19 protein-coding genes are annotated in these 22,146 nt (G+C 63.0%); 10 read left to right on the top strand and 9 right to left on the bottom strand.

The features are described from left to right. Window positions 1-23: 23 nt before the first annotated feature. The 4 genes from ACIPL0_RS18270 to ACIPL0_RS18285 all read left to right on the top strand — a co-directional run bounded on the left by ACIPL0_RS18270 (window position 24) and on the right by ACIPL0_RS18285 (window position 2,826). Window positions 24-782 (top strand): class I SAM-dependent methyltransferase, encoded by a 759-nt coding sequence (locus ACIPL0_RS18270; protein WP_400731564.1) that lies wholly within the window; start codon window positions 24-26, stop codon window positions 780-782. Between the two features lie 35 nt (window positions 783-817). Next, entirely contained in the window at window positions 818-1,270 is a 453-nt protein-coding gene (gene rnhA, locus ACIPL0_RS18275; RefSeq protein WP_400601934.1) for a ribonuclease HI, read from the top strand. 187 nt (window positions 1,271-1,457) lie between these two features. Further along, complete coding sequence (gene dnaQ / locus ACIPL0_RS18280; protein WP_400601932.1) at window positions 1,458-2,219, top strand: DNA polymerase III subunit epsilon; 762 nt, start codon at window positions 1,458-1,460, stop codon at window positions 2,217-2,219. 46 nt (window positions 2,220-2,265) lie between these two features. Continuing rightward, the gene (locus ACIPL0_RS18285) at window positions 2,266-2,826 is read left to right on the top strand and encodes a GNAT family N-acetyltransferase (protein ID WP_400601930.1); all 561 of its coding nucleotides are present in this window, start codon (window positions 2,266-2,268) and stop codon (window positions 2,824-2,826) included. Between the two features lie 148 nt (window positions 2,827-2,974). Here ACIPL0_RS18285 and ACIPL0_RS18290 read toward each other — a convergent pair whose 3' ends face one another. Continuing rightward, a complete protein-coding gene (locus ACIPL0_RS18290) occupies window positions 2,975-3,187 on the bottom strand; it encodes a hypothetical protein (protein ID WP_400601928.1) in 213 nt (70 codons plus the stop codon). Between the two features lie 318 nt (window positions 3,188-3,505). On the opposite strand from ACIPL0_RS18290, the gene ACIPL0_RS18295 reads away from it, so the two are divergent. After that, the gene (locus tag ACIPL0_RS18295) at window positions 3,506-4,069 is read left to right on the top strand and encodes an NADPH-dependent FMN reductase (protein WP_400601927.1); all 564 of its coding nucleotides are present in this window, start codon (window positions 3,506-3,508) and stop codon (window positions 4,067-4,069) included. Between the two features lie 189 nt (window positions 4,070-4,258). Here ACIPL0_RS18295 and phnX read toward each other — a convergent pair whose 3' ends face one another. Beyond that, window positions 4,259-5,086 carry a phosphonoacetaldehyde hydrolase gene (gene phnX / locus ACIPL0_RS18300; RefSeq protein WP_400601926.1) on the bottom strand — a complete coding sequence of 276 codons (828 nt, stop codon included), beginning with the start codon at window positions 5,084-5,086 and terminating at the stop codon, window positions 4,259-4,261. A 52-nt stretch (window positions 5,087-5,138) separates the two neighbouring features. Next, the gene (locus ACIPL0_RS18305; RefSeq protein WP_400601924.1) at window positions 5,139-6,248 is read right to left on the bottom strand and encodes a 2-aminoethylphosphonate--pyruvate transaminase; all 1,110 of its coding nucleotides are present in this window, start codon (window positions 6,246-6,248) and stop codon (window positions 5,139-5,141) included. A gap of 116 nt (window positions 6,249-6,364) precedes the next feature. On the opposite strand from ACIPL0_RS18305, the gene ACIPL0_RS18310 reads away from it, so the two are divergent. After that, complete coding sequence (locus ACIPL0_RS18310; RefSeq protein WP_400601922.1) at window positions 6,365-7,222, top strand: LysR substrate-binding domain-containing protein; 858 nt, start codon at window positions 6,365-6,367, stop codon at window positions 7,220-7,222. Window positions 7,223-7,550: 328 nt separating this feature from the next. Here ACIPL0_RS18310 and ACIPL0_RS18315 read toward each other — a convergent pair whose 3' ends face one another. Then, window positions 7,551-8,435: a LysR substrate-binding domain-containing protein gene (locus ACIPL0_RS18315; RefSeq protein ID WP_400601921.1), complete on the bottom strand. Its 885-nt coding sequence runs from the start codon at window positions 8,433-8,435 to the stop codon at window positions 7,551-7,553. A gap of 293 nt (window positions 8,436-8,728) precedes the next feature. Here ACIPL0_RS18315 and ACIPL0_RS18320 point away from each other — a divergent pair, with 293 nt between their 5' ends. Further along, window positions 8,729-10,045, top strand: coding sequence for an MFS transporter (locus ACIPL0_RS18320; protein WP_400601919.1), 1,317 nt, complete (start codon window positions 8,729-8,731; stop codon window positions 10,043-10,045). A 142-nt stretch (window positions 10,046-10,187) separates the two neighbouring features. On the opposite strand, the gene ACIPL0_RS18325 is transcribed toward ACIPL0_RS18320, so the two are convergent. The 5 genes from ACIPL0_RS18325 to ACIPL0_RS18345 all read right to left on the bottom strand — a co-directional run bounded on the left by ACIPL0_RS18325 (window position 10,188) and on the right by ACIPL0_RS18345 (window position 15,956). After that, complete coding sequence (locus tag ACIPL0_RS18325; RefSeq protein ID WP_400601917.1) at window positions 10,188-11,339, bottom strand: acyl-CoA dehydrogenase family protein; 1,152 nt, start codon at window positions 11,337-11,339, stop codon at window positions 10,188-10,190. Between the two features lie 2 nt (window positions 11,340-11,341). After that, window positions 11,342-12,439, bottom strand: a complete 1,098-nt coding sequence (locus ACIPL0_RS18330) for an enoyl-CoA hydratase/isomerase family protein (protein WP_400601915.1) — start codon at window positions 12,437-12,439, stop codon at window positions 11,342-11,344. Between the two features lie 171 nt (window positions 12,440-12,610). Further along, window positions 12,611-13,192, bottom strand: a complete 582-nt coding sequence (locus ACIPL0_RS18335) for a TetR family transcriptional regulator C-terminal domain-containing protein (RefSeq protein WP_400731565.1) — start codon at window positions 13,190-13,192, stop codon at window positions 12,611-12,613. A gap of 114 nt (window positions 13,193-13,306) precedes the next feature. After that, window positions 13,307-15,454 carry an ergothioneine biosynthesis protein EgtB gene (egtB, locus tag ACIPL0_RS18340; protein ID WP_400601911.1) on the bottom strand — a complete coding sequence of 716 codons (2,148 nt, stop codon included), beginning with the start codon at window positions 15,452-15,454 and terminating at the stop codon, window positions 13,307-13,309. A 145-nt stretch (window positions 15,455-15,599) separates the two neighbouring features. Continuing rightward, complete coding sequence (locus tag ACIPL0_RS18345) at window positions 15,600-15,956, bottom strand: DUF427 domain-containing protein (RefSeq protein WP_400601909.1); 357 nt, start codon at window positions 15,954-15,956, stop codon at window positions 15,600-15,602. Between the two features lie 363 nt (window positions 15,957-16,319). Here ACIPL0_RS18345 and ACIPL0_RS18350 point away from each other — a divergent pair, with 363 nt between their 5' ends. The 3 genes from ACIPL0_RS18350 (at window position 16,320) to ACIPL0_RS18360 (ending at window position 21,324) form a co-directional block, all read left to right on the top strand. Beyond that, entirely contained in the window at window positions 16,320-17,492 is a 1,173-nt protein-coding gene (locus tag ACIPL0_RS18350) for an XdhC family protein (protein WP_400601907.1), read from the top strand. A 971-nt stretch (window positions 17,493-18,463) separates the two neighbouring features. After that, complete coding sequence (locus ACIPL0_RS18355) at window positions 18,464-20,149, top strand: MFS transporter (RefSeq protein ID WP_400601905.1); 1,686 nt, start codon at window positions 18,464-18,466, stop codon at window positions 20,147-20,149. Next, a complete protein-coding gene (locus ACIPL0_RS18360; RefSeq protein WP_400601903.1) occupies window positions 20,146-21,324 on the top strand; it encodes an HlyD family secretion protein in 1,179 nt (392 codons plus the stop codon). The genes ACIPL0_RS18355 and ACIPL0_RS18360 overlap by 4 nt, the downstream gene beginning before the upstream one ends. The last annotated feature ends 822 nt before the right edge of the window (window positions 21,325-22,146 follow it).

The raw sequence follows: 22,146 nt of genomic DNA on the forward strand, positions 1-22,146 counted from the left end.
AGGACCTCTTATGGAGACCGGAAATGACCGATGAAGCGTTCGCCCAGGCCGACCCCGAATGGCTTGCGTTGATCAGCTCTGCCCGCGAATGGTTGTCCGGGCCCGTGGGGCAATTGCTGCTGGAAGAAGAACGGCGGGTGCTTGAAGAGGAACTCGAACGTTTCTTCGGCGGCTATCTGGTGCATTACGGTCCGTCGGCGCAGACCCCGCCGGCGGCCAAGCAGGTGCAGCGCAACGTGCGTCTCGGCGCGCCGCTGCCGGGGGTCGAGATCGTCTGCGAAGAACAGGCCTGGCCGCTCAGCGAGCACGCTGCCGATGTGGTGGTGATGCAGCATGGCCTGGATTTCTGTCTGTCGCCCCATGGTCTGTTGCGCGAAGCGGCGAGCAGTGTGCGCCCTGGTGGCCATTTGCTGATCATCGGCATCAACCCGTGGAGCACCTGGGGTATCCGTCACGTTTTTGCCAACGACGCGTTGCGCCGGGCGCGTTGCATTTCGCCGTCACGGGTCGGCGACTGGCTCAACCTGCTGGGCTTCGCGCTGGAGAAACGCAGATTCGGGTGCTATCGTCCGCCGCTTGCCTCGCCGACCTGGCAGGCCCGTCTGGCGGGTCTCGAGCGCCTGGGCGACGGCTGGCAGAGCCCGGGTGGCGGCTTCTATTTATTAGTGGCACGCAAATTGGTGGTCGGCTTGCGCCCGGTGCGCATGCCGCGCCGCGAACCTATGGGCAAACTGCTGCCGCTGCCGATGGCCAAGGTCAACCGGCGCACCCCCGAGCCATGAGGGTGCAAGCCTTCTCAATTGTGGAATAAGTGGTCATGAGCGATACCGTAGAACTCTTCTCCGATGGCGCCTGCAAAGGCAACCCCGGCCCTGGCGGCTGGGGCGCGCTGCTGGTGTGCAAAGGCGTGGAAAAGGAACTCTGGGGCGGTGAAGCCAACACCACCAACAACCGCATGGAGCTGCTTGCTGCGATTCGCGGGCTGGAAGAGCTCAAGCGCCCTTGCGAAGTGATCCTGGTCACCGACTCGCAGTACGTGATGAAAGGCATCACCGAGTGGATGACCAACTGGAAGAAGCGCGGCTGGAAGACCGCCGCCAAGGAACCGGTGAAGAACGCCGACCTGTGGATGCAGCTGGACGAGCAGGTCAACCGCCACAACGTCACCTGGAAATGGGTGCGGGGTCATATCGGCCATCATGGCAACGAACGCGCCGACCAGTTGGCCAACCGTGGGGTGGATGAGGTGCGCGGGATCAAGCACGGGTGATCGAAGAAATAAACATCGATCTTGTAGGAGTGAGCTTGCTCGCGATTGCGATTGGGCATTCAGCATTGTGTCGTCTGTCTTGACGTCATCGCGAGCAAGCTCACTCCTACATCCCATACATCCTCAATAGAGGATCACTTTTGGTCACCCATGCTAGTATTCGCGCCTGAAACCGAGGCGCCAGGCAATGACAGCAGAAAACACCAACACTGAACGAAGAGTCGTACTCGACACCGAAACCACCGGTATGCCCGTCACCGACGGTCACCGGGTGATCGAGATCGGTTGTGTGGAATTGATCGGCCGGCGTCTGACCGGGCGGCATTTCCATGTTTACCTGCAGCCGGACCGCGAGAGTGACGAGGGCGCGATCGGCGTTCACGGTATCACCGACCAGTTCCTGATCGGCAAGCCGCGCTTCGCGGAAGTCGCCGATGAATTCTATGAGTTCATCAAAGGCGCGCAGCTGATCATCCACAACGCGGCGTTCGACGTCGGCTTCCTCAACAACGAATTCGCCCTGATCGGCCAGCACGACCGTACGGACATCAGCAGCTATTGCTCGGTGCTCGACACCCTGGCCATGGCCCGTGAGCGTCATCCGGGCCAGCGCAACAGCCTCGATGCCCTGTGCAAACGCTACGACGTCGACAACTCCAACCGTGAACTGCACGGCGCGTTGCTCGACTCGGAGATTCTGGCTGACGTCTATCTGGCGATGACCGGTGGCCAGACCACCCTGTCCCTGGCTGGCAACAGCGACGGTGAAGGTGGTGCTGAGCGGCCTTCGGAAATCAGCCGGATCACCGGTCGCAGCCGTGGCCCGGTGATTCTCGCGTCGGAAGCCGAACTGGCCGAGCATGAGGCGCGGCTGGCGGTGATCGCCAAGTCGGCCGGTGCGCCGGCGCTGTGGACGCAGTTGCTCGAAGCGCAGACCCAGCAGGCCTGATCGGCCCCAGGTGTGACCCTTTCATCAATGGCGCAGGAGGCCCGTGATGACAATGGTGAGCCCGACCTTGAGCATTCGTGCCGCAGACGAATGCTTCGAGGATTACATCCTCAACAGCGAATTCACCTTCACCGTGACCGGCTATGCCCAGGTGCAGATCGGCACGCCGGTGGCGCAGTGGCGCATCGACCCGGTCGAGCCTTACCTCAAGAACTACGGCATCGATTCGGAAGAGTTCTGCAACTACCGCGATTCCGCTGATGGCACCGTGCTGGTGGCCTGGCTCGACGAGCAGCCGGTGGGGCATATCGTCATCAGCAAGCACTGGAACGGTTTCGCGCATATCGACGAACTGGCGGTGGACACGTTTGCCCGGCGCAACGGTATCGCGCGGTATCTGCTGGACGTGGCCCGGGCCTGGAGTCGCGAGCGCAACCTGCCGGGGATCATGCTGGAAACCCAAAACAACAACCTGGCAGCGTGCCGGTTGTACGAGAGCTACGGGTTCGTGGTGGGCGGAGTGGACTATCTGCGCTATCGCGCCATCGATCCGGCGACCGCCGAGGCGGCGATTTTCTGGTATCTGGTGTTTGCTGATGCCCTGTAGATGAAATCCGGGCCGACTGGAACCGATGTGGGAGGGAGCCCTGCTCGCGAAAGCGTCAGTTCAGTCACTGTCGAGGTGTTTGACCCACCCCTTTCGCGAGCAGGGCTCCCTCCCACGTGACCGGCTTCTGGAGCCAGATCTGCAGGGCTCAATACACCCGCGTCAGCTTTGTCCCCGACTGGACCAGCTCGAATTCGTCGCCACCCAGGTGATTGACGCGGTCGCCAATGGCCAGTCGATAGGTCGACACCGGTTGCTGGCCGTTCGCCTCATCGGGCTGTGATTCGCGGAATTCCTGCACCGGGTAGATGCGGCCTTCCGCGTCTCTGGCATGGAACTGCCCAACTAGAACTGAAGCCATCTGCTTTGTAACCTCTGGAAAAACTGCTCATGTTTGCCTGCGTCGCGCGTATCGGCGCAGGCGGTAAATCCCTGTTCGCCGGCAAGGTCGTTGCGTTGCGTCCCTGGCTGCTGTCGTTGCTCACGGCTGTCAGACCGCCTTTTTCCGGGGGAGTTTTCGCGGCGCAAAAAAATAGTCACCGGGCATGTCCGATGCCCCGGTGCCGGCGTCTGGCAAAGATTGAATAAATCGATAGATAAAATCCAGAAAACCGTCCTGTGGAAATCGCCTGTTTCATCTATAACTGTCGGTTCCTCCATTCAGAAGAAGGTCAGTTTCATGAGCCAGGTTCATTCGATTGCAGTGATCGTCGGCAGCTTGAGAAAAGACTCGATCAACCGCAAAGTCGCCCGCGCGCTGGCCGAGTTGGCGCCCGCCAGCCTGAAACTCAACATCGTCGAAATCGGCGACTTGCCGCTGTACAACGAAGACATCGACCTCGATTCGCCGCCTGCAGCCTACACCACGTTCCGTCAGGCGCTGCAATCGGCGGATGGCTTTTTGTTCGTGACCCCTGAATACAACCGCTCGGTGCCGGGCGTGCTGAAAAACGCTATCGATGTCGGCTCGCGTCCGTATGGCAAGAGCGCCTGGGGCAAGGCCAAGCCGGCGGCGGTGGTCAGTGTTTCGCCGGGTGCAATCGGCGGCTTCGGTGCCAACCAGCATCTGCGTCAGTCCTTCGTGTTCCTCGACGTGCTGTGCATGCAACAACCGGAAGCCTACCTGGGCCACGCCGGTACGTTGTTCGACGAACAGGGCACGCTGAGCGAGAAGTCCAAACCGTTCCTGCAGGGCATCATCGACGGGTTTGCTGCGCATGTGGAGCGCACGGTCAAGAAGTGAGCTGAACACCGGTAGCAGTCTTGCTGCTTGCGGGATCAATCAGGCAGTGCAGATACCGTGGGAGGGAGCCCTGCTCGCGAATGCGCCAGGTCAGATACTGCCGGGCCAACTGACACGACGCTTTCGCGAGCAGGGCTCCCTCCCACAATAGCCACCCTCAGACCATCAATGGGAGGGCAGCCTCGCGAGTCAAACGCCCTGCGGCATCTCACCTTTGGCCAGACGCCGGTTGATATCGGCAATCACCGCTGGCAGATCATTGATGGTGTCCACCAGATAGTGCGGACGCGAGCCCTCGAACAGCGCGTGGATGCGCTTGCGTTCGGCGTCCAGCTTTTCCGGCGCCAGCGCCTGATACTGCTCCCAAGTCAGCCCCAGCGCGTTGCCCGAGCACACCAGTGCCACGGTCCACATGCCGGCGCGACGGCCTTCGAGAATGCCCGGCACGGTGTCGTCGACCTTGACGCACGCCGCCACGTCATCAATTCCCAGTGCAATCACGTTGGCCAGTGCCTGAGCCGGCCACGGGCGCCCGTTCGGCACTTCGTCGGTGGCGACGACGTGGTCGGCGACATAGCCGTTCTTCGCCGCCAGCTCGACGACCTTTGCCATCACCACCGCCGGGTAACCCGAGCACGAACCGATTTTCAGACCTTCCTTGCGCAGGCCGGTGAGGGTGTCCAGCGCGCCGGGAATCAGCGCCGAGTGTTCGGCGATCTTCTCGATCTGCAGCGGCATGAAGCGGTTATAGATGGCGGTGACGTCATCGTCGCTCGGTGCGCGGCCGAACACCTTGCGGTACCGCTCGGCAATCTGCGGCTGGTCGCACAGGGTGCGGATGTGGTCCCACTTGCCCATGCCCATCGGGCCACGGGCTTCTTCGATGGATACCTGCACATCGAATTCGGCGAAGGCTTCGACAAAAATCTGGGTCGGCGCGAACGAGCCGAAGTCGACCACGGTACCGGCCCAGTCAAGAATCGCGGCCTGCAGTTGCACGGGGTTGCTGTAGTTCATCGGTGAATCCTCAAGATCAAAGCGGACACAGGGTTTCAGAGTGGTGTGACGATCAGATTTCCAGCACTTCCATTTCCCGCAACACTTCGCCAATGGCGTTGACCGCAGCCTGCATGCCTTTGGCATCGACATGGCCGATGCAGCCGACGCGGAACGTCTCGACCTGAGTCAGCTTGCCGGGATAGAGGATGAAACCCTTGGCTTTGACCCGCTCGTAGAAGTCCTTGAACTGGTAACGGGCATCGCGCGGGGCGTGGAAGGTGACGATGATCGGCGCCTGGATGGCGGCGGGCAGGAAGCTGCGCAGGCCCAGTTCGGCCATGCCGTCGAGCAGCGCCTTGCAGTTGTCGGCGTAGCGCGCATTACGGGCGGGCAGGCCGCCTTCTTCCTTGTACTGCAGCAGGGCTTCGTGCAGCGCCGCGACCACGTGGGTCGGCGGGGTGAAACGCCACTGGCCGGTCTTGGCCATGTAGGCGTACTGATCCTGCAGGTCCATCGCCAGCGAGTGCGAGTTGCCGGCGGCAGCGTCCAGCGCCTCCTTGCGGGCGAAAACGAAGCCCATGCCCGGCACGCCTTCCAGGCATTTGCCGGAGGCGGCGATCAGCGCATCGAACGGCACCTTGGCGGCGTCCACCGGCAGCGCGCCGAAGGAGCTCATGGCGTCGATGATCAGGCGTTTGCCGAAGCGGGCGACCACCTCGGCGATCTCCGGCAGCGGGTTGAGAATGCCGGTGCTGGTTTCGCAGTGGATCAGCGCCACGTGGGTGATGCGCGGGTCGGTGCGCAGCATGGTTTCCACATCGGCGGCGGTGGTCGGCTCGTCTTCAGCGGTTTCAAAGGTGGAGAAATCGCGGCCCAGCACTTCGCAGATTTTCGCCAGGCGCTTGCCGTAGGCGCCGTTGATCAGCACCAGCACTTTGCCGTCGCGGGGCACCAGGGTGCCGATGGCCGCTTCCACGGCGAAGGTGCCGCTGCCCTGCAACGGCACGCAGCGATGGCTTTCGTGGCCGTTGATGATGTCCAGCAATTGCCAGCAGAGGCTGGCGGTGAGTTTGTTGAAGCGGTCATCCCACGAGCCCCAATCCACCATCATCGCCTGACGGGTGCGGGCGGAAGTGGTCAGCGGGCCGGGAGTCAGCAGGATCGGTTGGGCGATGCTCATGGAAGGGTCCTCGATGCTTGGGGGCTTGTCCGGAAGCGACGGGCATACGTTGACCTGCGAGCATCTATCAATCAAATTGCTTGTTGTTATCCGAACTATAAGTCAGGCCGATAGCAATGAACCTGTTTCAACTGCGCGCATTCGATGCCGTAGCCCGTGAGGGCAGCTTCACCCGCGCTGCCGAGCGGCTGTTCATCAGCCAGCCGGCGGTCACCGGTCACGTCAAGGCGCTGGAGGATCATTACCAGATCACCCTGTTGCGCCGTACCGCTCGTCGGGTCGAGCTGACCGAGGAGGGCATCAAGCTGGCGGCGATCACCCGCGCGATGTTCGGTATGGCCGAAGAGGCGCAGGCGCTGCTGGAGGCCAACCGGCAATTGTTGGTCGGGCGCCTGGAGGTAGCGGCGGACGGGCCGCATCTGGTCATGCCGATGCTGGCGAAGTTGCGGGCGAAGTTTCCCGGCATTACCGTCAATCTGCGCCTGGGCAATGCTCAGGAAACTCTGGCCGCGCTGGTCTCGGAACATGCCGATGTGGCGGTGCTGACCGAGGGCGAGCCGCGCAACGGGTTGTACCTGCACACGCTGGCGCAATCGCGGATGTGCGCCTTGCTGCCGGCGCAGCATGCCTGGGCAACGGAGCGTGAAATGGCGCTGGAGCGGCTGGATCAGCAGATCATGGTGCTGCGCGAACCGAGTTCGATCACCCGTCGCACCTTTGATCAGGCTTGCAGCGCAGCGGCGATCAGCCCACGGGTGTTGCTGGAGTTGGACAGCCGCGAGGCGGTGACCGAAGCGGTGGCGGCTGATCTGGGCATTGGCATCGTGTCATCGGTCGAGACCAGCCATGACCCACGGGTGGTGGCGCTGCCGCTGACCGGGGAGGGGCTGACTAACCGGCACTTCATCGGCTGCCTGGAGCGGCGCCGGGAACTGCGCCTGATCAAGGCGTTTTTTGAGTTGGCGATAGGATGACGGTGTCGTCGTTGTAGGAGTGAGCTTGCTCGCGATGCGGTGTGTCAGCCAGCGCGATATTGCCGGGCCTGACGACTTCGCGAGCAGAGCTCCCTCCCACAGGATCGCTACCAGCCACAAGTTCTGTGAATCACCGCCAAACCTGTAGGAGCGCGCTTGCCCGCGATTCGGTGTGTCAGTCAGCGCGATGTTGCCGGGCCTGACGCCATCGCGAGCAGGGCTCCCTCCCACAGGATTGCTGCCAGCCACAAGTGTGTGGATGACCGCTAAACCTGTGGGAGGGAGCCCTGCTCGCGAAGGCGTCAGTTCGGCCAATGCAGCAAAATACCTACAGCACGGCATGCCCCAGGGTTTCATTGACCATCTGTAAAAACGTCGCCACCACCCGCCGTGAACTCTGATCCGGCAGACACACCAGGGTTTCGCTCATGCGTCGGGTGCAGTCGGTGATTGGCAGGGCAACCACTCGCGAGTCGGCGCCAAACTCCGCCGCCGACACCACGCCCACGCCAATCCCCACCACCACGGCTTCGCGCGCCGCCTCACGGCCTTCGACCTGAATCGCCGGGCGGATTTTCAGACCGAGGCGGTTCATTTCTTCTTCCACCACCTGCCGGGTCACCGAACCGGGCTCGCGCAGCACCAGTGGCGTGTCGTGCAGATCCGCTAGCGTGATCGAGTCCCGTGTCGCCCATGGATGGCTCAGCGCCACGAAGGCGACGAACGGGTCGCTGCGCAGCGGGATCGCCAGCAGCCGGTCGTCGCTGACCTCTCGACCCAGCAACGCCAGATCGGCCTGGTAGTTGAACAGCCGGTGCAGGGACTCATCGGTGTTGCCGGTTTCGATCTTCACGCTGATGCCGGGATAACGCTGGCAGAAGCGGGCTATCTGCGGCAGCACATGCACCGGCGCATCCACCGCCAGGGTCAGGCTGCCGGTCTGCAGGGCCTGGGAGTCCTGCAGCAATTCCTCGGCTTCGGTCTCCACCGCAAACAGCCGTTGAGTGATGCCGAGCAGGCGCTCGCCCAGATCGGTGAGCCGCACTGAACGCTTGTTGCGATGAAACAGCATCACGCCGTAGCGCTCTTCGAGCTTGCGCACCTGGTCGGAAATCGCCGGCTGGGTCAGGAACAGACGCTGGGCCGCGACCGTGAAGCTGCCGTGCTGGGCGACCGCGTGAAAGGCTTTCAGTTGAGCGTGTGACACCGACATGGGGTGATCTCTTACAAGCTGGGCTTATATCGAAAATACGATAAATCGATTTCACTTATTAGTCTGCACTTGCTTTTATCCGCTTCAGCCCGAGCGACGGTCGTACACCGACCGGCTGGTCGAGGCCATGAGCGCCACTGCGTATCGGCTGTGCGTGCACCGGCGCAGCGGCGATTCATCTGACCATTCGCTGCCTGATCGGGGCCGCGAATGCCGTGCCACATCAATAAAAACAAACGGCGCCCATTCCCTTGAATACCTGCCGGCACACTCACATCCCGAGGTCAGATCCAATGAAGCATTCCGTCGCATCGTTCAAACGCTGGCGCGTGCAGATTTTCGCCATCACCTGGCTTGCCTACGCCGCGTTCTATTTCACCCGCAAAGCGTTTTCCGTCGCCAAGCTGGGCATCGGCGAAGACCCGACCTTCCACCTCGACAAGATGGCCATGGCCAACATGGACGCCATCTACCTCACCGCCTATGCCGTGGGCCAGTTCACTTGGGGCATGCTGGCCGACCGCTTCGGTCCGCGGGTGGTGGTCCTCGGCGGCCTGCTGATTTCCGCAGCGGCGGCGGTGGTGATGGGCAGCTTTGCCACCTTGCCGATCTTTGCCACCTGCATGCTGATCCAGGGCCTGGCGCAGTCCACCGGCTGGTCGGGGCTGTGCAAGAACATCGGCGCGTTTTTTCCGGCGGTGCAGCGTGGCCGGGTGCTGGGGCTGTGGAGTTCCTGTTATGCCTTTGGCGGGTTGGTCGCATCGCCGTTTGCCGGCTGGTGGGCGTATGACTTGATCGGCAGCTGGCATGCGGCGTTCTTTTCCAGCGCGGCGGTGGTGGCGCTGGTGGCGGTGCTGTTTTTCATCTTCCAGCGCAACACGCCGCAGGATGTCGGCTTGCCTGCTGTGGAGCCTGAGGCTGACCTGCGTGCAGCCGAGGTTGACGGCCAGACCGTCAGCGTATGGACACCACTCAAGGAAATCCTGCGCAACCGCACCGTACTGACCCTGGGGCTGGCGTACTTTCTGCTCAAGCCTGCGCGTTACGCGATTCTGCTGTGGGGGCCGGTGATCGTCTTCGAGCAGATGCCCGAAGTCGGCAAGGTCGGCGCAGCGATTGTGCCGACGGCGTTTGAGCTGGCAGGTCTATTGGGGCCGATCATGATCGGTCTGGCCTCGGACAAGCTGTTCGGCGCCCGCCGCATGCCGGCCTGTGTGCTAAGTCTGGTGGTGCTGACTCTGGCCCTGGCGTTGTTCATGGGCGCCATGCACACCGGCAGCGTGTTGCTGGTGGTCAGCCTGTTGTTCGTGATGGGGCTGACCCTGTACGGACCGGACTCGATGATCAGCAGCACGGCGGCCATCGACTTCGGCACCGCGCGGGCAGCGGCGACGGCGTCGGGTTTCGTCAATGGCTGCGGTTCGGTGGGGGCGGTGCTGGGCGGCTTGCTGCCGGGTTACTTCGATACCGTCACGGTGTTCATCGTTTTCGCCGGCTGCGCGATGTTTTCTGCGCTGGTGCTGGTGCCGCACTGGAACAGCCGCCCGGCGGTGGTGGATGTACCTGAGCCGCAAGCGCCGGTGCAGGACATGAAGGTGTTGCGTACCTGAGGTTGATTGGGACAGCGCAACAGCTTCGGTAATCACCGATCCCTGTGGGAGGGCGCTCTGCCCGCGATGGGGTGTGTCAGCCAGCACGATGTTGCTGGATCTGACGCCTTCGCGAGCAGGGCTCCCTCCCACAGGATCGCTGCTACAGCGAGTAGTTCTTCAACTCCCGCGCAATCAGCAGGCGCTGGATCTCGCTGGAGCCCTCGTAGATCTGGGTGATGCGCGCGTCGCGGTAGTATTTTTCCACCGGATAGTCTTCCAGATACCCATAGCCACCATGAATCTGAATGGCTTTGGAGCATACCCATTCGGCCATTTCCGAGGCGAACAGCTTGGCCTGCGACGCCTCCGACAGACACGGCTTGCCCGCCGTGCGCAGGCGGGCGGCGTGCAGGACCAGCAGGCGTGAGGCGTTGATGCGGGTGTGCATGTCGGCCAGCAGGTTGGAAACGCTCTGGTGTTCGATGATCGGCTTGTCGAACTGCACCCGCTCACGGGCGTAGAGCAGCGCCGCATCGAACGCGGCGCGGGCGATGCCCAAGGCCTGGGCGGCAATGCCGATGCGGCCGCCTTCCAGGTTGGAGAGGGCAATCGCCAGCCCCTTGCCGCGCTCACCCAACAGGTTGTCCGCCGGGATGCGGCAGTCACTCAAGGTCACCGCACAGGTGTCCGAGGCACGGATGCCCATCTTGTGTTCCATGCGCTCGACGCGATAACCGGGGTTGTCGGTGGGCACCAGAAACGCCGAGATGCCTTTCTTGCCCAACGCCGCATCGGTGACCGCAAACACGATCGCCAGTTGCGCACGCTTGCCGTTGCTGACGAACTGCTTGGCGCCGTTGAGCACCCATTCACCGTCCTTGAGTTCGGCGCGGGTGCGCAGATTGTGGGCCTCGGAACCGGCCTGAGGTTCGGTCAGGCAGAAACAGCCGATGGCCTTGCCGCTGGCGAGTTTTGCCAGCCACTGCTGCTTCTGCGCTTCGCTGCCGTAATTGAGAATCGGCCCGCAACCCACCGAACTGTGTACGCTCATCAGCGTGCCGGTGGCCGCGTCGCCGGCGGAAATCTCCTCCACCGCCAGCGCGTACGCCACGTAGTCGATGTAGGTGCCGCCCCATTGTTCCGGGACGATCATCCCCAGCAGGCCCAGCTCGCCAAGTTTTTCCACCAGCGCGTCGTCGATCCAGCCGGCGCTTTCCCAGGCCTGGGCGTGGGGGGCAATTTCATGGCGGGCGAACTCGCGGGCCATGTCGCGGATCATGATCTGTTCTTCGCTCAGTTCCAGGTCTTGCATGGTCAGGCCTCATGACCGCTGAAGAAGCTCGCCACGTGCTCGGCATTCAAGCCTTGCACGCTGGACGGGTTCCAGTGCGGTTTCTTGTCTTTGTCTACGATCAGGGCGCGAACGCCTTCGATCAGGTCACCGCGCTCAAACCACTGGCGGTCCAGGTGCAGCTCCAGGTCGAAGCAGGCCTCCAGCGGCAGATGGCGGCCCCGGCGCAGCAGTTCCAGGGTCACGGCCATGGCCAGTGGTGAACGGGTCTGCATCAGGTTGGCGGTGTCGACGGCCCAGCGATGGGTATCGGCCACGGTCACTTCCAGCAGTTGTTCGATGATGCTCGGGATGTCCGGCAGGGCAAAGAAGTGGTCGATGGCCGGACGCAATTCGGCCAGCGGCGCATCCGGCAGTTGCTGCACGCCGATCTTCGCCAGCACGCCCTGCATGTCCTTGAGCGGGGTCAGGCTCCATTTCAGGCTGTCGAGCTGGCGATCCAGCTCCGGCAACTGGGTGCTCGGCAGGTGCCAGTCGGCCAGGCCGCAGTACAGCGCGTCGGCGGCCTTGATCTGCACGCCGGTGACGCCCAGATAGATGCCCAGCTCGCCCGGCACTCGCGGCAGGAAGTAACTGCCACCGACATCCGGGAAATAGCCGATGGCGACTTCCGGCATCGCCAGCCGGCTGCGTTCGGTGACCACGCGCAGGTCGACGCCCTGGGCCAGGCCCATGCCGCCGCCGAGGACGAAGCCGTCCATCAGCGCCATGACCGGCTTGCGGTAGTGATGCAGGGTGAGGTCGAGGGCGTATTCCTCGACAAAGAAGGTCTGATGCTCGGTCTTGCCGTGCTTGAAGCTGTCGTACAGCGCGCGGATGTCGCCGCCGGCGCAGAAGGCCTTTTCGCCAGCGCCACGCAGGACCACGGCGTAAACATTGTCGTCCGAAGCCCAGGCGTCCAGTTGCTGCTGGAGTGTGCGGACCATGTCCAGATCGATGGCGTTCAGTCCTTGCGGACGATTGAGGGTGATGTGACCAATGTGATTGCGGACGTCGGACAGAACACTGTCGCAGGCCGGTTCCTGACCTGAAGCTCTGGCCGATACTACCTGTGCGGTCATCGCAGCCTCCCTGTGGCTTTCTTGTTTTGGCTCTTCAAGGCGATATCGTTCGATCCGCCTTCCGTGAGGTTCGACAAGGATGCTAACAGCGCGTTTTTGCAAATGACAATGACAGAATCGTGCAGTGCGGCTGCGCATTCTTGCATGGTTCCGTGCTTGCGAAGCCCGCCTTCAGTGCAGCACGCGGGTCGCCAGCACGGTGGCGAAACTCTCCAGCGCCGCCAGATTGCGCTGGGCCTTGGCCAGCAATACGGCGCCTTGCAGCGAGGCGATGATGAAAGCGCCCACCTGCCGGCTGTCGAAACCTGCCGGCAACTCGCCCACGGCAATCGCGTCGTCCAGACAGACGGCGACGGTGTCGGTCATCCAGGCATAAATCTCCACCAGCCGGGCGCGGATCGGTTCGCTGTGCTCGCTGCTTTCTGCAGCGAAATTGCCGAACAGGCAGCCCTTGTTCAGGCTGCCGCCTTCGAGCAGGCTCCGGTGCGCATCGACGTACGCCAGCACCCGCGCCACCGGCGTCAACCGCGCATCGAGCAGGGTGGCAGCGGCCAGTTGTCGGGCGCTGTCGAAATACAGGTCGATGATCTCCAGGCCAAAGGCTTCCTTGGACACGAAGTGGTTGGTGAACGAGCCTTGCGGTACGCCGGCCGCCTGCACGATGTCGCGCACACTGGCACCGGCGAACCCGCGCTCGTGGACGATTTTCAGTCCTTCCGTGAGTATCTTGTCGCGATGCGAGGGCTTGGCCATGGCGTGGTGAGTCATCCGTGAAAAAAAGTCGCGGGACGTTAGCAGGTCGGGCTTGACCTCGTCGACTGGCGGATGAGCGACTGCGGCGCGCCCGATCACGCGCCGCAGCCACCTTCAGGCGCGCAGGCTGAACAGCGCCATCTGCGGCGCCTCGCTGAGCCAGTATTCACTGACTGTCCAGCCCGCCAGTGCCGCCAGCGCGGTGAACGACGCCACGGTGAATTTGTGCGAGTTTTCGGTGTGCAGTTTCTCGCCGGCGGCGAAGTGGAAGCTGTGCCCGGCCACCTTGACCTGCTGGTCGCGCTGGCTGACCAAATACATTTCCATGCACGCCTGGGCGTCGTTCCACTGCGCCAGATGTTGGAAAGCGTCGACGTCGAAATTGCCGCTGAGCTCGCGGTTGATGCGGGTCAGCAGGTTCTTGTTGAAACGCGCGGTCACGCCGGCAGCGTCGTCGTAGGCGGCGACCAGTGTGGCGGCGTCCTTGACCATGTCCACGCCGACGATGAAGTGAGCGTTCTCGCCCAGCACGTCATGCACCGAGTGAAGAAACTCCACCGCCTGCTCATGGGTAAAATTGCCGATGGTCGAACCGGGGAAGAAGCCTACGCGGGTGTGGCCATTGGCGGCGTCGGGCAGCGTCAGCACACGGGTGAAGTCGTCGACGTGGGGCGCCACGGTCAGGGCCGGATATTGTTGGCGCAGCGTCTTGGCAGCCTTGTTCAGCGCAGTGGCGCTGATGTCGATCGGCACGTAGACCGCAATGTGCGGTGCGGCGTCGAGCAGCAGCCGGGTCTTTTCACTGGCGCCGCTGCCGAACTCCACCAGCGCGGCGCCGACCGGAATCGAATCGGCGATCTGTCCGGCGATCTCCTGCAGCAGACCGGTTTCGGCGCGGGTCGGGTAATACTCCGGCGTCTCGCAGATCGCCTCGAACAGTTCCGAGCCGGTGGCGTCGTAGAAATACTTCGGCGACAGCTGCTTTTCCGGCGCCGACAGCCCGGCCAGCACGTCGCGGGCGAATTCGCTGTCATGGGCGTTGACCACCCCTGGCTGGCGACTGTCGCGGGCCAGACGCAGGCCGGACACCATCCAGCGTTTTTCCGCATGGAAGAAGTTGCGATAGGTCAGCCGGCAATGGTCGGGCGAGGTAATGCTGGCGCCGCCGCGCAGGACCATCTGATTGACCATGAACTTGCCGTTGTACTCGCCCACCGCACCGGCTGACGGCTTGAAGCCGGGGTAGGGGCTGTAGGCGCTCTGGGTCCATTGCCAGGCGACATCGTCGACCTGCTCCAGCAGACCGGCCCGGGCGGCCGCTTCCCACTCGGCTTCGGTGGGCAGGCGCGCGTCGGCCCAAGTGGCGAAAGCGGCGGCCTCGTAATAGCTGATGTGCGTCACCGGCGCAGTCGGGTCGATCGCTTCCAGGCCGCGCAGGCTCATGCGCTTCCAGCCGGTGTCGTCATGCTGCCAGTACAGCGGGGAATTCCAGCCGTTTTCCTGAACCAGCGTCCAGCCTTCGGACAGCCACAGCGCGGCGGTGTGGTAGCCGCCGTCGGCGATGAAGCTCAGCCATTCGCCATTGGTCACCAGCCGGTCGCTGATCTCGAACGATTGCAAGTAGGTGGTGTGCCGCGGCCCTTCATTGTCGAAGGCAAACCCGCGACCGCCATGGCCGATCTGGGTCAGGCCCGCGCTCAGCGGCTTGAAGCGACCACGCCGGCCACCCTGGTCCGCCGGCCAGTCACGGTTGTAGGCCGGCTTGAGCGAGGACAGGCTGAACAGGTGAAGGATGTCCATCAGCAGCAATTCCTGATGCTGCTCTTCGTGGGCCAGACCCAGCTCGATCAGGCTGGTCATTTCGGCAGAGACGCCGCTCATCAGCAACGCCGCCATGTGTTCGTCGACATGTTTGCGATAGGCAAGCACCTGCTCGACGCCGGGGCGGGTCATCAAGCCGCGCTGCGGACGCGGATGACGCGGGCCGACAGCTTCGTAATAGGAGTTGAAGAGGTAGCCGAATGCAGGATCGAACGCGGTGTAATCGGGAATGTTCGGGGCCAGCAGAAAGGTCTCGAAGAACCAGGTGGTGTGCGCCATGTGCCACTTGGCCGGGCTGGCGTCGGGCATCGACTGTACGACCATGTCCTCGGCACTGAGCGGCGCCACCAGCCGCTCGGTGTGGCTGCGTACGCTTTGGTAGCGCTGGCAGAGCGGGTGGCTGGCAGGTGTTTCGCGTAGCTGGCGTGAAGGGCGCGTCATCGGTGCTTCTCCGGAGTCTGCCGGCGCCGGTAGGCCAAGGGCCGCCGGGCGCAGAGGTCGTCTCATCGCCAGCGCGACATGGGGTTCGCGGCCTGGCGGCGTGTCATGCAACGTTGAAACTGAAACCGTCCTACCGTGGAACCGCTCAGTGAACTTCCAGGCTCACCTTGTCCGGATAGAACGCCACGTGCCCCTCGATCTCCTTGACCGCCGGGTACGCCTGTTCGTAGGTCCAGACTGCGTTCACTGCCGTTTCACCGTTGGCGTTGAGGGTGAAATAGCTGGCATCGCCCTTGTAGGGGCAATGGGTTCGATGCTCGCTGCTTTCGTAATGTTCCATCGAAATGTCCGAGCGGGGGATGTAGATCACCGGGGGATAGCTGGACTCACGCAATTCGAGCGCGCGGTCGCTCTGGGCCACGCGCACGCCCTTGAATTGCACGGTGACGCGGCCCTTGAGCGGGGCGATGGTGATGGGGTGGTCGGGACCGGGGATTTTCATGGCGGCAACTCCTGCAACACAGGCGTTCAGGTGAGGTTGGGGAGTGTAGACGGGATGAATATGGACGCCCGTATTTTTGGGAATGGCGGGATGTACGGTCGAGGGCGTGAGGCTTCATGGTCAGCTGATTGGTTGATACACACAGGCTTCTCAACTGTGGGAGCGAATTCATTCGCGATGGGATGTGTAAGGCGACGGGGATGTGTCGGCCCGGACAGCCCTCTCGCGAATGAATTCGCCCCCACAGGGTAAACAGGTGAAGCAGGAGGGTTTTGAATCCGGCACGCAATCTGCTATCCCTTTGCAGATATCTAGCGTATACGCTGAATATACGACCGGCCAGATACCCGTGTGGAGGGGCGCATGAATGATTTATCCAGCCTGCTCGCCGCGCTCGACGAAGCGCAGGCCGGGCAGCAGGACGCGGTGATCGCCACCGTGGTCAAGGTCGAAGGCTCGGCCTACCGACGCCCCGGGGCGCGCATGGTCATCGGGCAGATGGGCGCATTTACCGGCACCGTCAGTGGCGGTTGCCTGGAAAGCGATGTCAGCAAAAAAGCCTGGTGGCTGACCACCAGCGGCAAACCGTCGATCAGGGTTTACACCACTGGCCAGGACGATGACGATCTGGAAGAGGCCGAGCTGAGTTTCGGTCTGGGCTGCAACGGTACGGTGCACATCCTGTTCGAGCGTGTGCCAGCGGGGAGCGTTTCACTGGTGGTGGACGTGCTCAGAGGCGTGCGCGACAGCGGCCGGCATGGGGCGCTGGCAACGGTGATCGGTTCGCACAACGAGCGTTTTACCGCACCGGGCGAGCGGGTCGCGTTGACCGCTGAGCAGGGCGTGAAAAGCGGTATGCGCGACCGCTGGCTGGCCGCGTCGATTGCCGAAGACCTGTACGCCGTGCGCGCGGCGCGACGCTCGGCGACACGTACGTATGAAACGGCGGGCGGCGAAGTCGAGGTGCTGCTGGAGTACATTCCGGCGCCGCGCCGACTGGTGATTTTCGGTGCCGGTCACGATGCCGTCCCTTTGGTGAACATGGCCCGTGTACAGGGCTGGCACATCACGGTGATCGACGCTCGCCAGCACTACGCCCGTGCGTCGCGTTTCCCCGAGGCCGATGCGGTGCTGGCTGTTCCGTTGGCGCCACTGGCGGGACTGCAGGCGATGGTCGCCGATGCCGCCGTGGTGCTGATGACCCACAGCCTGACCCAAGACCGCCACTGGTTGGGCCAGGTGCTGCAAGGGGCACCGCGCTACATCGGTCAACTCGGCCCACGCAGCCGCACCGAACGCCTGCTCGACGAACTCCCGGAGCACACCCGCGAAGCGGTGGCCAGCGCCAACCTGCATTACCCGGTCGGCCTCGACCTGGGCGGCGACGCACCGCACAGCGTGGCCCTGTCGATCCTTGCCGAGATCAACGCCGTCTTCAACGACCGCGAAGGCGGCATGCTGCGGCATCGTCAGGCGAGTATTCATGCAGTCGACCCACGAATGGCCCAGGCGCCGGGATTGCGGATGATTGGGTAGGGGTTCGATTGGGTACGATGGAAACCTGTGGGAGGGGGCTCTGCTTGCGATGGCGGTGTGTCAGTGGATGTCGCAATGGCTGAAGTGACGTCATCGCGAGCAGAGCTCCCTCCCACGGATGTGTTGTGTTTGCACAGTCTTGGTACGGCAACACAACCCGCACACCACAACCCCTGTGGGAGGAATCCGAGATTACGAGGGTCGCGAAGGCGGTCTTTATGACGCACCACCTTCGCCAGCAAGCCGGCTCCCACGGCCTTCGGCCAGAATCAAAAGCAGATGGTACATGCCGTCTCGTAGCAGTCCGGCTTGCCGGCGGTAGCGATCTTGAGGACGTCTTCGCGGGCGAGCCCGCTCCCACAGGAAGTGTGTGTTTCGCCAGCTTTTGATCTGGCTTTTGATCTGGCTTTTGATTTGGGTTTTGATCTTGGGGCCCCGTCCCAGAAGGCCGAACGCAGGCGATGCGCAGTGGGCCGAGCGACAGGATGTCGCGAGAGCCGCGTGGGCCATGGATGGCCCATTCGCGGCGGGCCCACGGAGCGTCGCCGGAGTGAGGGCACATCGAGCATCAGCGAGATGCCGTATGGCGGGGATAAGAGCCCTTGGTTACTTGGTCTTTTCCAAGTAACTCGCCGCCAGGCGAAACAGGGCTGCGTTAGCAGATCAGCAATCCATCAGACACACCGCATGCACAAGTTTTACGACGACTCCGTCGCCGCTCGCAGGACAAGCCAGCTCCTACAGCCGGTCGCGGGCAAGCGCGCTCCTACAGGTTTGCGTAGATCGCCGAAGATCAAACCGGCTACGATCACCGGCAAGCCCGCGTCTACAGATCATCGGTTGTAACCGCCCTGCAGTCTGCCAACGATTAACTAAACTCCCAACACCCCGAATCGTCACAGGGCAGGACCGAGCGGTGAGTCATTTCCCCTCGGTCACGGTCTCAGCACAGAATCCATCAGGCCTGCTCGATGAACGACAAATACAAACCCCATGAATGGGCGCCCCACGAACGACCGTCGATCCCCGGCTCACCGTCGACGCCGCTGCATCCCACACCCAAACGTCTGGCGTTCGCCGTTGTCGGCGTGATCGTCGCGCTGACCGGCGGCCTGGGCAATGCGCTGGTCGTCGCCAACCTGCAATACCTGCAAGGCGCGCTGGGCGCGACCCAGGCCGAAATCGCCTGGTTGCCGGCGGCGTACGTGATGACCAACGTCTCCATCAACCTGCTGCTGGTGAAATTCCGCCAACAGTTCGGCCTGCGCGCCTTCACCGAAGTGTTCCTGCTGCTCTACGCACTGGTGACCTTCGCCCACTTGTTCGTCAACGACATCAACTCGGCCATCGCCGTGCGTGCTGCCCATGGCATGGTCGGCGCCGCGCTCAGCTCGCTGGGCCTGTATTACATGATCCAGGCCTTCCCGCAGAGGTGGCGGATGAAGGCGTTGGTGCTCGGCCTCGGCACCGCGCAACTGGCCACGCCGCTGGCGCGACTGGTGTCCGAAGACCTGCTGCAGATCGCCGAATGGCGCGGCCTGTATCTGTTCGAGCTGGGCATGTGTCTGTTGTCGCTGGGCTGTGTATTGCTCCTGAAACTGCCGCCGGGAGATCGCTTCAAGGCTTTTGAAAAACTCGACTTTCTGACCTTCGCCATCCTTGCCTCGGGCTTTGCCGCGCTGTGTGCGGTGCTGTCGCTGGGGCGTATCGAATGGTGGCTGGAGGAACCCTGGATCGGCGTTGCGCTGGCGGCAGCGATTGCCCTGATCGTGATTGGCATCGGCATCGAACACAACCGCACGCGCCCGTTGTTGATCACTCGCTGGCTGGGCAGCGGACGCATGCTGCGTTTCGCTCTGGGCGTGACCCTGACCCGCCTGGTGCTGTCGGAACAGGCCACCGGCGCGGTGGGTTTTCTGCAAGGGATGAATCAGGGCACCGAGCAACTGCATACGCTGTACCTGTTCATGCTGCTGGGCAGCGTGGCGGGGCTGGCGGTCAGCGCCCTGACGATCGATCCACAGCATCTGTTCAAGCCGCTGATCATCTCGCTGGGCATGGTGGCGGCCGGGGCGATCATGGACAGTTTTTCCACCAGTCTTACCCGTGGCCCGCAGATGTATTTCAGCCAGTTCCTGCTGGCCTTCGGCGGCACCTTCTTCCTCGGTCCGACCCTGGTGCTGGGCATGAGCGGGGTGCTCAGCAACCCGCGCAACATGGTCAGTTTTTCGGTGATGTTCGGGATCTGCCAGAACGTCGGCAGCCTGATCGGTTCGGCGCTGCTCGGCACGTTCCAGGTCTGGCGCGAAAAGTTTCATTCAGCGCATATCGTCGAGCACGTGACCCTGTTCGATGCGCAGGTGCAATCGCGCCTGACCGGCACCAGCGCCTCGTACATTTCGGCGATTGCCGATCCGTCGGCGCGTACCAATCAAGGCATCCGTTCGCTGGCTGCTGCGGCCACCCGTGAGGCCAACACGCTGGCCTACAACGACGTCTTCATGCTCATCGCGTTGATCGCCATCCTGACCATGATCTGGATCACCAGCCGCGCGACCTGGCTGTGGATCACCACCGAACCGGTGGCCCCCTTCAGTCCTGCGGCCCCAACAGCGACCGCCGCTCCCGTTCAACCTTCCGGCGCCCAATCTTCATGACCGAACCGAGTAACCCGAACCCGCCCCAGACTTCTGCGCCGGCTGCCGCGCCACCCCCGGCAACCATGCCGGCCACGACGCAACCGCGTTCGGCGCGGATCCGTTTCGTCTCGTCGATCCTCTTTGGCGGCGTGGCCCTGGCCGGTGTGCTGGTGGTGCTTTATGCCTGGCAACTGCCGCCGTTCAGCAGCCCCATCGAAAGCACCGAAAACGCCCAGGTACGCGGCCAGACCACCATCATCGGCCCGCAACTGAGCGGCTACGTTTACGAGGTGCCGGTGCAGGATTTCCAGTGGGTCAAGGAGGGCGATTTGCTGGTGCGTATCGACGACCGCATCTACCAGCAGCATCTGGATCAGGGCCTGGCGCAACTGGGCGTGCAGCAGGCCGCGCTGGAAAACAACCTGCAGCAACGGCGCAGTGCCGAGGCCACCATCGTGCAGCGTCAGGCCACCGTGGCCAACGCTCAGGCCCAGAGCGAAAAAGCCGCCGCCGATCTGCGTCGTAGCACTGCGCTGGTGTCCGACGGTTCGGTGTCGAAAAGCGAACTGGACGTGACCCGCGCCGCCGACGCCCAGGCCCGTGCCGCACTGGCCGAAGCCAAGGCCACGCTGGAAATCGCCCGGCAGGATCTGCAAACGGTGATCGTCAATCGCGGCTCGCTGGAAGCCTCGGTGAAGAACGCCGAAGCGGCCATCGAACTGGCGCGCATCGACCTCAGCAACACCCGCATCACCGCGCCCCGTGACGGCCAGTTGGGGCAAATCGGCGTGCGCCTGGGCGCCTACGTCAACTCCGGTGCGCAGTTGATGGCGCTGGTGCCGAAACCGCGCTGGATCATCGCCAACATGAAGGAAACCCAGATGGCCAACGTGCGTTTGGGCCAGCCGGTGAGCTTCACCGTCGATGCGCTGGAAAACCGCAAGATGCGTGGCCGCGTGCAACGCATCTCGCCAGCCGCCGGCTCCGAATTCAGCCTGCTGCCGGCGGACAACGCCACCGGCAACTTCGTCAAGATCGCCCAGCGGATCCCGGTACGCATCACCGTCGACAACGATCAGGAAGCCGTCGACAGACTGCGCCCGGGGATGTCGGTGGTGGTCAGCATCGACACCAGCCAGGACGGCCCGGTGCCGCCGGATCCGGTGGACGGGACGATTGATACGCAGCATTGACGACACCCTTCATTCCTTAACGGCCCGGCTTGCCGACGGTGGCGATTTCATGGGCGCCAAACAAGGCTGGCGCCAGCATCAATCCATGTGGGAGGGGGCTCTGCTCGCGATGGCGGAGGGGCGGTTGATGCGGTGTTGTCTGGAGATACTTTCGCGAGCAGAGCTCCCTCCCACGGCCTTCGGTCAGAATCAAAAGCAGATGGCACACACCGCCCCGTAGCAGTCCGGCTTGCCGACGGTAGCGATCTTGAGGACGCCTTCGCGGGCGAGCCCGCTCCCACAAGGAGTGTGTGTATCGCCAGCTTTTGATCTGGCTTTTGATTTTGATCTTGGGGCCCCGTCCCAGAAGGCCGAACGCAGGCGATGCGCAGTGGCGCCGAGCGGCATGGATGCCGCGAGAGCCGCGTGGGTCATGGATGGCCCATTCGCGGCGGGCCCACGGAGCGTCGCCGGAGTGAGGGAACACCGAGCATTAGCGAGGTGCCGTATGGCGGGGAGAAGAGCCCTTGGTTACTTGGGGCTTTTCCAAGTAACTCGCCGTCAGGCGAAACAGAGCTGCGTTAGCAGACCAGCAATACACCAGACACACCGCATGAACAGGTTTTACGACGACTTCGTCGCCGGTCGCAGGGCAAGCCAGCTCCTACAGCCGGCCGCAGGACAAGCCAGCTCCTACAAGGGGCCGCGTAACCTGACGCAACCCGAGAGCGCTTTTTGTATCCCAATGTATCCCCGCCCCCCACGGACACGTACCGATTAAATTGACCGCTTTACCGACACATCCGCGATACCTCCGGAACGTTCAATAGGCGCCATCGAGAG

This window comes from Pseudomonas sp. NPDC090208 (assembly GCF_044746785.1).
Classification (GTDB): domain Bacteria; phylum Pseudomonadota; class Gammaproteobacteria; order Pseudomonadales; family Pseudomonadaceae; genus Aquipseudomonas.